Genomic DNA, 11,412 nt, shown 5'->3' with positions numbered 1-11,412 from the left:
TTATGTGATAGAAACAGTCAATTAGACGGTCTGCACTGTCATTTCCGGGAAAACTCGACAAATGTCGCGAGCACTTGCTCGATCTGCGCCCGGCTGACGTCCAGGTGCGTGACCATGCGCAGGCGCGGCGCGGCGCTCAACTTGATCCCGCGCTCGGCAGCAAACGCCTTCAAGGCCTGGGCTCGATCACCGATGTCGACGTAGACCATATTGGTCTGCACCGGCTCCACCGTATAACCCGCCTTGCGCAGTTCATCCCCCAGCCATTGGGCATTGGCGTGGTCTTCGGCCAGGCGCTGCACCTGGTGATCCAGGGCGTACAGCCCCGCCGCCGCCAGCGAACCGGCCTGGCGCATGCCGCCACCGACCATCTTGCGCAAACGACGGGCCTTGGCGATCAACGCGGTGGAGCCGCACAGCACCGAGCCGATCGGCGCGCCCAGGCCCTTGGACAGGCACACCGACACAGAATCGAAGTGCTGGGCAATTTCCCGCGCATCCACACCCAGCTTGACCGCCGCGTTGTAGAGCCGCGCGCCGTCCAGGTGCAAGGCCAGGCCGTGTTCCCGGGTAAAGGCTCGCGCGGCCGCCAGGTATTGCAGCGGCAGGACCTTGCCCTGCATGGTGTTTTCCAGCGCCAACAAGCGGGTACGGGCGAAGTGGAAGTCGTCCGGCTTGATCGCGGCCAGCACGTGCTCCAGGTTCAGGGAACCGTCGGCCTGCACTTCCAGGGGTTGTGGCTGGATCGAGCCGAGAACCGCCGCGCCGCCGCCTTCGTATTTGTAGGTGTGGGCCTGCTGACCGACGATGTATTCCTCACCACGCTCACAGTGCGCCATCAATGCCAGCAGGTTGCTCATGGTGCCGGTGGGCACGAACAACGCGGCGGCAAAACCCAGGCGCTTGGCCAGTTCGGCTTCCAGGCGATTGACGCTCGGGTCCTCGCCGTAGACGTCGTCGCCGCTGGCGGCCGTGGCCATCGCCTCGAGCATGCCAGGGGTCGGTTGGGTCACTGTGTCGCTGCGCAGGTCAATCACGTTCATCAAACTAGCCTCTAGCGGATTGGAGCGTTTCTTGTGTTAACGATTACTGCGGGCAAACCCGCGGAATATCAAGCCCCGTGCTTGCACAATCGAATACCAACCAAACAAACCGATATAGGTTATCGATAAACCAACCGTGCAGTTTCTGAAAAACCATGATAAAAACTCTCCGCCGCCAGGGTTCTGGCGGCAACGTTCTCAGGGCGGGGTGTAATTCCCCACCGGCGGTAATTGCACGCAACGTGCATAGCCCGCGAGCGCTTGGCGCCTCGAACTGCCTCGGCAGGACGGCGACAAGGTCAGCAGACCCGGTGTGATCCCGGGGCCGACGGTCATAGTCCGGATGAAGAGAGAACGGGATTGGCACCTAAGGGCCGCGCTGACGTCATGTTCACATGAGCCCGCTGTGCGTACCCTTAAATCCCATTCGATTCATAACGCCCTGTTTTTTTCTTAAACAGGAGTCAGAACATGCAACCCACCGCAATCGACAGCAAAAGCAAAAACCACCACGGCGAGCGCGTCGCGTTTATCCAGGCCTGCTGGCACAAGGATATTGTCGACCAATCCCGTAAAGGTTTCCTCGCCGAAATGATCGCCCAGGGCTACCAGGAATCGGACATCGATTTCTTCGAAGTCGGCGGCGCCTTTGAAATGCCCCTGCACGCCAAGCTGCTGGCCAAGTCCGGCCGTTATGCCGGTATCGTCGCGGCCGCCCTGGTGGTGGACGGCGGGATCTACCGTCACGAGTTCGTGGCCCAGTCCGTGGTCAGCGGCCTGATGCAGGTCCAGCTGGAAACCGAAGTGCCGGTGTTCTCGGTATCCCTGACCCCGCACCACTTCCACGCGGGCAGCGAGCACCATACGTTCTTCTATGAGCACTTCGTGCACAAGGGCCAGGAAGCGGCACGCACCTGCGCCGACACCCTGCACAAGGTTCGCGCACTGCGTCGCAATGAGCCACGGGCGGTAGCGGTTTAAGCAACACCACCAAGCAAATGTGGGAGCGGGCTTGCTCGCGAAGGCGGAGTGTCAGTCAATACATGTCTGACTGATACACCGCCTTCGCGAGCAAGCCAGCTCCCACATTTGACCGAGTCGGTCTCGGGGTTCAGGCCAGGCCAGCATCCGTGGTCGGCACAATCAATATCCCCGCTCGCAAGCCATTCTTGACCTTCGGGTTCGGGAAGATGATGCGCGCGCCCTCCTCCTCGATCACCCAGCGGGTCTTGGCAATGTCCTCGGCCAGCAGATAACCCTTCTCCAACTCCGAAAAGTTTTCCACGTCCGCCGGCAAATGCAGGACGAAGGTATCGCTGTGCTTGATCACTTCCCGGGAGACGCTGAACAGCTGCAGGCCATCCAGGCTCTCGGTGGCCGGCTCGTTACCCTCGATGATCTGCGTGAGGCGGGTTTCCAGGCGCGATACGTCCACGCCCTGGTTCTGCCCGAACGGCCGGGCCTTGCCCAACTCCAGGGTGAAGGACTCGGCCTCCAGCTGCTCGTAGGTAAACGCCGTGAAGGTGATCGACGTCTTGTTCTGCAACAGCACCGCCTCCAGGCCGGCGGCTCGCAGGCGCGCCAGTTCACGACGTGAATGCTGGCGACCGTCCTTCCACGGGTACAGTGCGAACTGCTCGATCTTCGAGCCACGGATGGCGGTGTGCAGGTCGTAGTGCAAACGGCTACGCCCAGGCACGCTGAAGAAGGTGCGGGCCAACTGTTCAAGCTCGGCGGCGCGCATGGCTTCAGGGCCGATGTTTTGTTCATGACGGCCGTTGAACAGCCGGTTGACGTCCAGTTCGAGGTAACGCTCGCCGCGGCGCATGGCCTCAGGGTTGCCGAACAGGAACAGGATACGGGTGCGGGGCTTGATCTCCCCACGGGCAATGCCCTGCAGCAAGCGGTCGGCCAATTCGATTGGCGCGGTTTCGTTGCCATGGATGCCGGACGACAGCAGCACGTCGCTGCCGTTGTCCCGCGCCTCAGGAGGCCGCACTTCCAGCGCGCCCTCACTAAGCCAGCGCAGTTGCACGCCGTCGACAGTCAGTTGAATTTTTTGCGCCGGTTCGCGACCGGCGAGGGTCAGTTCAAGCAGTTTGCCGAGGGCGAGCATACGCAGCTTCCTTAGTGGTTGCAGCCAGGACCGTGGACGTGATCGTCGTCATCACCTTCAACGTCGGCCGGTTCCATTTCCAGTTGCAGGCTCATCAGGTTGGTGGCCAATGGGCGCATCAGCAGGTTGGCGTATTCCGCGTCGCCTTCTTCCACGTCCACGCCGATCAGCAGTTGGCCACGTCCGTCGTGCTGGATCCAGATCTCCTTGCCCTGCCACACCACGGCGACGCGGGTGCAGGAGGTTTCCAGCTGGGTGCCGTCGGTGTCTTCAAGGATCAGTTTCAGGGTGTCGGTGGTCATAAATAGTTCTCAGCCGTGCGGCGTTAATTGATCTGGAAAGGATAAACCGAGCCCAGTTTAAGGATTTGCGTCAGTTCATCCAGTGCCGTCCGGCACTCAAGCAGCAATTGCGGGTCAGCCAGGTCGGTTTCCCGCAGGCTGTCGCGGTAGTGCTTGTCGACCCATTGGGTCAGCGTGTCGTACAACGGCGCCGTCATGATAACCCCTGGGTTGACCGCCGCCAGTTCGGTTTCATTCAAGGCTACACGCAAGCGCAGGCACGCCGGTCCACCGCCGTTCTGCATGCTTTGCTTGAGGTCGAAGACTTTGACTTCGCGGATCAGCCCGCCGGAGGACGTCAGGCCTTGCAGGTACTGCCAGACACGCTCGTTGGCGCGGCATTCTTCCGGCACGATCAGCAGCATCGAACCGTCGGCGCGGGTCAGCAGCTGGCTGTTAAACAGGTAGGAACGCACCGCGTCTTCAACACCCACCTGGGCCCGTGGCACGCAGATCGACTGGAAATTGCCACCGAGCTTGCCGAGCTTGCCCTGCAATTCACCGAGCATCTGCTCAGTATTGAGGAAGGCATCCTCGTGATAGAACAGCACCTCGCCATTGCCCACCGCGATCACATCGTTGTGGAACACACCGGCATCGATCACCGCCGGGTTCTGCTGGGCGTAGACCACGCCGTCGTCCCGCAGGCCATGCAGGCGCGCGACCGCCTGGGAGGCTTCGAGGGTCTGGCGCGCCGGGTACTTTTGCGGCGCCGGGTAGCGGGTGTCGAACGCGCTGCGGCCGAACACGAAAAACTCTACGCCCGCCTCACCATAGTCCCGGCAGAAACGCGTGTGGTTGGCCGCGCCTTCGTCGCCGAACTGCGCCACCGCCGGCAGCGCGGCGTGGTGGGCGAAGTGTTTGCTATCGGCAAACATCGCCCCCAGCACGCGGCTGGTGGTCGGGTGTTCGATGCTGCGGTGGTATTTGCAGTTGAGGTTGGCGGCGGTGAAATGCACGCGGCCGTCAAAGGTGTCGGCGCTCGGGCTGACGGTGGCGGCATTGGCCACCCACATGCTCGACGCCGAGCAACTGGCAACCAGCAACGGCATGGCTTGCTTGGCGGCCTGCTGGATGACTTGTGCGTCTGTACCGGCAAAACCGAGGTTGCGCAAGGCGGCCACATCCGGACGTTCCTGGGGCGCCAGCACACCTTGCACAAAGCCCATTTCCATCAGGGCCTTCATCTTCGCCAAGCCTTGCAGCGCCGCTTCCTTCGGGTTGGAGGACTGCTGGCTGTTGCTTTGGGACGCGACGTTGCCGTAGGACAAGCCGCCGTAGTTATGGGTCGGCCCCACTAGACCGTCAAAATTGACTTCACAGGATTTCATCGGCGAGGCTCCACGAACATCTGTATTTTTATAGGCATCAAATTACTTGAACACACCACAAATCAAGTGTGGGAGCGGGCTTGCTCGCGAAAGCGGTGGTTCAGTCGCCTGAAATGTTGAATGACACACCGCCTTCGCGAGCAAGCCCGCTCCCACATTTAGATCAGCGTCACACCCGGGGTTAACGTCGCCGGTAGCACCAGGCTCGGGGTCTCAAGGGAGGCCACCGGGTACGCGCAATAGTCCGCCGCGTAATAGGCGCTGGCGCGATGATTGCCCGAAGCCCCTACCCCGCCAAATGGCGCGCTGCTCGCAGCACCCGTCAGCTGTTTGTTCCAGTTGACGATCCCGGCGCGGCTTTCCAGCCAGAACTGCTGGTAACGCGCCTCGGAATCCGACAGCAACCCGGCCGCCAAGCCGTATTGAGTGTTGTTGGCCTCGGCAATCGCCGCCTCGAAATCAGCGTAGCGGATCACTTGCAGCAGTGGGCCGAACAGCTCTTCGTCAGCGCGTTCCGTAACCTCGGTCACATCGATAATCCCCGGCGTCAGCAACGCAGCCTGGGCCTGGGGTTGAGTCATTTCCAACAGCGCCACGGCGCCATTGGCCAACAGCAATTCCTGGGCATCCATCAACGCCTTGGCAGCACCGAGGGAAATCACCGAGCCCATGAACGGCGCAGGCGTTTGGTCAAATGCGCCGACTTCGATGGTCGAGCTCACCGCCACCAGGCGTGCGAGCAACGCATCGCCCCAGGCGCCTTCCGGCACCAGCAGGCGACGGGCACAGGTGCAACGCTGGCCAGCGGAGATAAACGCCGACTGGATAATGGTGTACACGGCCGCATCCACATCGGCCACTTCGTCCACCACCAGCGGGTTGTTGCCGCCCATTTCCAGCGCGAGGATCTTGTCCGGGCGCCCGGCGAATTGCTGGTGCAGATGGTTGCCGGTGCGGCTGGAGCCGGTGAAGAACAGACCGTCGATGCCCGGATTCGCCGCCAGGGCGATCCCGGTTTCCCGCGCGCCTTGCAGCAGGTTCAACACGCCCGCCGGCAGGCCGGCGTCGATCCAGCATTGCACGGTCAGCTCGGCGACTTTCGGGGTCAGCTCACTCGGTTTGAACAGCACGGTGTTACCCGCCAGCAAGGCCGGTACGATATGCCCGTTAGGCAAGTGACCCGGGAAGTTGTAAGGGCCAAACACCGCCACTACACCGTGGGGCTTGTGGCGCAACACGGCAGTGGCGTCGCCCAACGGGCCGCTCTTTTCGCCGGTACGTTCGCGGTAGCTTTGCACCGAGATCGCGACCTTGTTGACCATGCTGGTGACTTCAGTCGCCGATTCCCACAAAGGCTTGCCGGTTTCCTCACCGATGCAGCGGGCGAGTTCGTCAGCACGACTCTTCAGGTTGGCGGCGAAGGCTTCCAGCACGCTCAGGCGCTCTTCCAACGAACGCTTGGCCCAGGCCGGAAACGCCTGGCGTGCGGCCTGGACGGCGGACTCGACCTGCTCGGCGGTGGCGCCATTACCCGACCACACCACCTGCTGGGTCACCGGGTTCAGCGACTCAAACACTTCACCCTGGCCAGCCAGCCATTCACCTGCGATGTATAGCGAATTCATTATTTCGACTCCCGGGCAGCGGACAACGGTACGGCACGCACTTGATCACCGGCGATCAGTTGCAGGCGCTTGGCGGTCTGTTGATCGACCACCAGGGTGCCCGCAGCCAACCGCGCCGGCGCGGCGGTGATGCGGCAATCTTCACGTTTGCGGTTATGGATCAGGAACGGCGTGGCGTCGTCGCCCGGCGTACCAATCGCCAGCACCAGCGCTTCGCTGTCGCGCACGGCGCGGATCTTGGTGGTTTCACACTCCACCGCCGGGCCCGCGTCGAAGATGTCGACGTAGCCCTGGTAGCTGAAACCTTCGCTCTTGAGCATGCTCAGGGCCGGCTCGGTGTCGGTGTGGACCTTGCCGATCACGTTGCACGCGTCTTCAGACAGGAAGCAGGTGTACAGCGGAAACTTCGGCATCAGCTCGGCGATAAACGCCTTGTTGCCCACGCCGGTGAGGTAGTCGGCCTGGCTGAATTCCATCTTGAAGAAGTGCCGGCCCAGGCTTTCCCAGAACGGCGAGCGCCCGGCTTCGTCGGACATGCCGCGCATCTCGGCGATGATCTTGTTGCCGAACAGCTGCGGGAATTCCGCGATAAACAGCATGCGCGCCTTGGCCAGCATGCGGCCGTTAAGGCCGTTGCGGTAATCGGCGTGCAGGAACAACGAGCACAACTCGGAGTTGCCGGTCAGGTCGTTGGCCAGAAACAGCGTCGGGATTTCACGGTAGATGTTCAGCTCCTGGGAGGCGCTGACCGTCAGGCCGACCCGGAAGTTGTACCAGGGTTCGCGCAGGCCGACTGCACCGGCGATGGCGGAAATCCCCACCACGCGACCTTCGTCGTTTTCCAGCACGAACAGGTAGTCCGCATCACCGCGCCCGGCTTCGCCGCGAAAGGTCTTTTCAGCCCAGCCGACCCGATGGGTCAGGCGCTCTTCGTTGGCCGGCAAGGTGGTGAGGCCGGTGCCGGTGCTGCGCGCCAGATCAATCAGGGCCGGTAAATCGCTGCTGCGTACGGGACGAACGATCATGCTATCTCCTCAAACGGGCCGCCTTGCAAGCCACCCGCGAAACTCATTCTTAAACCGCTACCAGTCGAACGCTGGCACCTTCGCCGACGCCCAGGGCTTCGGCGGTTTCCAGGTCCAGGGTCACTGGCTTGCCCGGCGCGTAGTCCAGCTCCAGCATCACCGCGCGGTAATCCTGCAACTGGCCGTTGCTCACCAGGTACTGGCGGCCGACACCCTTGACCATCTCACCGATCTTCACCGGCACCACACGGCTCTGGGCGATCGAGCGAATGCCCGAGACGCGCGCATGCAGGGTTGGGCCGCCGTCGAAGATGTCGATGTAATGGTCGGTCTCGAAGCCTTCGCGCATCAGGATGTCGAAGGTGATCTGCGCCCGCGGGTGCACCTGGCCCATGGCTTCCTGGGCTTCGTCGGGCAACAGCGGCACGTAGATCGGATAGTGCGGCATCAGCTCGGCGAGGAAGGTCCGGCTCTTCAACCCGCACAGGCGCTCGGCAGCGGCGTAGTTGAGGTCGAAGAAGTTGCGGCCGATGGCGTCCCAGAACGGCGAATCACCGTTCTCGTCGCTGTAGCCCACAATCTCGGTGACCACCGAATCGGCGAAGCGCTCCGGGTGGCCGGCCACGAACAGCAGGCGGCCACGGGAGTTGAGCTCCGACCACGGCGAACCCACCAGCTCCGGCACCACGTAGAAGCTGGTCAGCAGGCTGTTGCCGGTGAGGTCATGGCACTGCGAGAGCACGTGGATCTTGTTGTGGATCTTCAGCTCGCGGGAAGCGTGCACGAAGGTCTCGTTACGGAAGCTGTAGAACGGTTCCGAGTAGCCGGCCGAGGCAACGATGGCCGAACAGCCCACCAGCTTGCCGGCGTCGGTGTCTTCCAGGACGAAGAAATAGCTTTCTTCACCGTTGAAGCTGACCTCGGCGGCGAAGGACGCTTCGCTCGCAGCGATCTTGTCGCTCAGGCGTTCGACATCATCCGGCAAGGAGGTGACACCAATCGGGCTGTCCGCAGCCAGACGCTGTACCTCGCCCAGATCAGCCATTTGCGCGGGGCGCATCACCAGCATGGTGTCACTCCTTAACTCGAAAAACTCACAGGAAAAAATGCCGGACACGATCTTGAAATCAGTGAGGTCAAGTGTGGGAGCGGGCTTGCTCGCGAAAGCGGTGTGTCATTCAACATTTCAGGTGACTGAGCCACTGCATTCGCGAGCAAGCCCGCTCCCACATTTGATCTTCACAGCTTCAACTAAAGAGTCCGGCATACAAAATTTGTGTTGGGCGCCCGACTCGCCGGGCACCCAACGGTCCATCAGGCTTGCGTCAGCCTTTTCACCGCACGTTCGAAGCGGTCCAGGCCTTCCTGGATATCGGCATCTTCCACCACCAGGCTCGGGGCGAAACGCACCACATCCGGGCCGGCTTGCAGGATCATCAAGCCTTCGCGCTCGGCGGCGTTGAAGATGTCCTTGGCCTTGCCTTTCCAGGCATCGCTCAGCACGCAACCGAGCAGCAGGCCCAGGCCACGCACTTCGGTGAAGATGCCGTATTGCTGGCCAATCTTCTCCAGACGGGAAACGAACAGGTCGTGCTTGGCGTTAACGCCGGCCAGCACTTCTGGCGTGTTGATCACGTCGATCACCGCTTCCGCCACCGCGCACGCCAGCGGGTTGCCGCCGTAGGTGGTGCCGTGGGTGCCGACCACCAGGTGCTTGGCCAGGTCTTCGCGAGTCAGCATGGCGGCGATCGGGAAACCGCCGCCCAGGCTCTTGGCGCTGGTGAGGATGTCCGGCACGACGCCGTAATGCTGATAGGCGAACAACTCGCCGCTGCGGCCCATGCCGGTTTGCACTTCGTCGAACACCAGCAGCGCGTTGTTCGCGTCGCACAGGTCGCGGGCACCTTGCAGGTACGACAGTTCTGCCGGCAGCACGCCGCCTTCGCCCTGGATCGGCTCCAGCACCACGGCGCAGGTCTTGTCCGAGACGGCGGCTTTCAGCGCCTCCAGATCGTTGTAAGGCACGTGGGTGATGCCGACGATCTTCGGACCGAAGCCGTCGGAGTACTTCGACTGGCCACCCACGTTCACGGTGAACAGGGTACGGCCGTGGAAGCTGTTCAGCGCGGCGATGATTTCGTATTTCTCGGTGCCGAAGCGGTCGAACGCGACACGACGGGCCAACTTGAAGGCGGCCTCGTTGGCTTCGGCGCCGGAGTTGCAGAAGAACACACGCTCGGCAAACGTGGCGTCGATCAGCTTATGGGCCAGGCGCAGGGCCGGCTCATTGGTGAAGACGTTGGACACGTGCCACAGCTTGTTGGCCTGTTCGGTCAGTGCACCGACCAGCGCCGGGTGGGCGTGGCCCAATACGTTGACCGCGATGCCGCCGGCAAAGTCGATCAGCTCGCGGCCCGCCTGGTCCCATACGCGCGAACCTGCGCCACGCACGGGGATGAAAGCGGCAGGTGCGTAGTTGGGAACCATGACCTGGTCGAAATCGGCACGTTGCACCGGGGCTTGCTCAACGGACATCGGAGTCTCCTGAAGAGGAACGCCTGCCTGAAACTGGCGGGCGATGCAGGGATTGTAAGGACAGTTTTCAGCGCGGCCTTGCCGCCAAGCGACAACTTCTTATAGCGCCAACCCGCGATTTTCGCGGGTTTACGCCAATGCGACAAATAGCATCGCAATGGCGCAGTTTAAACCGCCCGGGCCGGTTTTGGGCGGTCGGTGAGGCACAACTATCCAATGCCGTCGCCGATGGCCGTTTTGGTCTGCTGCTGATCTCATCCGCGCACAGGAACAGCGCCATCGCCTGGAGATGCCGGCCGAGCATTGATGCCTAGCCGCGCTCGGACGGCACCGACGACAATTCGAACGGGCTGCTGCTGCGGCGCTGGTTGCGGTCTTCACGAGGGGTGGCGCCGAAGAAGTTGCGGTAGGCGCTGGAGAAGTGCGGCCCCGAGGAGAAGCCGCAGGACAGGCCGATCTGGATGATCGACTTGCTGGTTTGCATGAGCATCTGGCGGGCCTTGTTCAGGCGCAGTTCCAGGTAGTACTGGCTGGGGACGCGATTGAGGTATTGCTTGAAGATCCGCTCGAGCTGTCGTCGGGACACGCACACATGCTGGGCGATTTCGTCGGTGGTCAGCGGCTCTTCGATGTTGGCCTCCATCAGCAACACGGCCTGGGTCAGCTTTGGATGGCTGGAACCCAGACGGTTTTGCAGTGGGATGCGCTGGCGCTCGCCGCCCTCACGGATGCGCTCTACCACCAGCTCTTCCGAGACTGCCCCGGCCAGTTCGGCGCCGTGGTCACGGGCCAGCACTGCCAGCAGCAGGTCGAGTACCGACATGCCACCGCAGGCGGTCAGGCGGTCACGGTCCCAGTCGAACAGATGGCTGGTGGCGATGACCTTGGGGAAGCGCTCGGCGAAATCGTCCTGCCAGCGCCAGTGCACAGCGGCGCGATAGCCGTCGAGCAGACCGAGTTGGGCCAGCGGATACACACCGGCCGACAGGCCGCCGATCACACACCCGGCACGCACCAGTTGCTTGAGGGCGGTGCTGAGCTGGGAGGCGATGACGGTCGGTGGCTCATCGGCCAGCAGGAACAGCTTTTGGAAACCTTCCAGCTTGCCAGCCCAGGGCTCACCCGGCAGTTGCCAGGCGCCGTCGATTGGCGGTTCGGCCTGCAAAAACGAGAGTTCGTACACCACGTCCGGATGCACCCGCTGAGCAACGCGCAAGGCCTCCTCAGCCAGCGCAAGCGTCAGTGCTTTAGTGCTGGGCCAAATCAGGAAACCAATTCGATGGGCAGTCATGGAGTGCTATCCGAAGCGAGTAACAGTAATGAAGACAAAGGCCAATGCTAGCCGGTAAACCAACACAAATCTCTAAAGCTGGTGAAGATCCAAATGTGGGAGCGG

General features: G+C 62.2%; 10 protein-coding genes and 1 riboswitch. Of the genes, 1 reads left to right on the top strand and 9 read right to left on the bottom strand.

Annotated features, from left to right (window positions below; genetic code table 11):
- Nucleotides 1–38: 38 nt before the first annotated feature.
- Entirely contained in the window at nucleotides 39–1,043 is a 1,005-nt protein-coding gene (gene ltaE / locus HX817_RS23510; RefSeq protein WP_177041354.1) for a low-specificity L-threonine aldolase, read from the bottom strand.
- A gap of 190 nt (nucleotides 1,044–1,233) precedes the next feature.
- Nucleotides 1,234–1,403: riboswitch (FMN riboswitch) on the top strand.
- Nucleotides 1,404–1,514: 111 nt separating this feature from the next.
- Here ltaE and HX817_RS23505 point away from each other — a divergent pair.
- Nucleotides 1,515–2,024 carry a 6,7-dimethyl-8-ribityllumazine synthase gene (locus HX817_RS23505; protein ID WP_076015023.1) on the top strand — a complete coding sequence of 170 codons (510 nt, stop codon included), beginning with the start codon at nucleotides 1,515–1,517 and terminating at the stop codon, nucleotides 2,022–2,024.
- A gap of 130 nt (nucleotides 2,025–2,154) precedes the next feature.
- Here HX817_RS23505 and astE read toward each other — a convergent pair whose 3' ends face one another.
- The 8 genes from astE to HX817_RS23465 form a co-directional block, all read right to left on the bottom strand.
- The gene (gene astE / locus HX817_RS23500; RefSeq protein ID WP_003214315.1) at nucleotides 2,155–3,159 is read right to left on the bottom strand and encodes a succinylglutamate desuccinylase; all 1,005 of its coding nucleotides are present in this window, start codon (nucleotides 3,157–3,159) and stop codon (nucleotides 2,155–2,157) included.
- An 11-nt stretch (nucleotides 3,160–3,170) separates the two neighbouring features.
- A complete protein-coding gene (locus tag HX817_RS23495) occupies nucleotides 3,171–3,461 on the bottom strand; it encodes a hypothetical protein (protein ID WP_003214319.1) in 291 nt (96 codons plus the stop codon).
- A gap of 23 nt (nucleotides 3,462–3,484) precedes the next feature.
- On the bottom strand, nucleotides 3,485–4,831 hold the full coding sequence (gene astB / locus HX817_RS23490; RefSeq protein ID WP_177041352.1) for an N-succinylarginine dihydrolase: 1,347 nt from the start codon (nucleotides 4,829–4,831) through the stop codon (nucleotides 3,485–3,487).
- Between the two features lie 158 nt (nucleotides 4,832–4,989).
- Nucleotides 4,990–6,459, bottom strand: a complete 1,470-nt coding sequence (gene astD, locus HX817_RS23485) for a succinylglutamate-semialdehyde dehydrogenase (protein ID WP_168197533.1) — start codon at nucleotides 6,457–6,459, stop codon at nucleotides 4,990–4,992.
- Nucleotides 6,456–7,481 (bottom strand): arginine N-succinyltransferase, encoded by a 1,026-nt coding sequence (astA, locus tag HX817_RS23480; protein WP_177041350.1) that lies wholly within the window; start codon nucleotides 7,479–7,481, stop codon nucleotides 6,456–6,458. The genes astD and astA overlap by 4 nt, the downstream gene beginning before the upstream one ends.
- A 49-nt stretch (nucleotides 7,482–7,530) precedes the next feature.
- Nucleotides 7,531–8,550, bottom strand: coding sequence for an arginine/ornithine succinyltransferase subunit alpha (gene aruF / locus HX817_RS23475; RefSeq protein ID WP_003214328.1), 1,020 nt, complete (start codon nucleotides 8,548–8,550; stop codon nucleotides 7,531–7,533).
- Nucleotides 8,551–8,795: 245 nt separating this feature from the next.
- Complete coding sequence (locus HX817_RS23470) at nucleotides 8,796–10,016, bottom strand: aspartate aminotransferase family protein (protein ID WP_177041348.1); 1,221 nt, start codon at nucleotides 10,014–10,016, stop codon at nucleotides 8,796–8,798.
- A gap of 310 nt (nucleotides 10,017–10,326) precedes the next feature.
- The gene (locus tag HX817_RS23465; protein ID WP_003214334.1) at nucleotides 10,327–11,307 is read right to left on the bottom strand and encodes a GlxA family transcriptional regulator; all 981 of its coding nucleotides are present in this window, start codon (nucleotides 11,305–11,307) and stop codon (nucleotides 10,327–10,329) included.
- Between the last annotated feature and the right edge of the window lie 105 nt (nucleotides 11,308–11,412).

This window comes from Pseudomonas sp. C6002 (genome assembly GCF_013385805.1).
In the GTDB taxonomy this organism is placed as follows: Bacteria; Pseudomonadota; Gammaproteobacteria; order Pseudomonadales; family Pseudomonadaceae; genus Aquipseudomonas.
The sequence above is the reverse complement of the archived record's forward strand: the minus strand, read 5'-3'. Positions and strand labels throughout refer to the sequence as shown.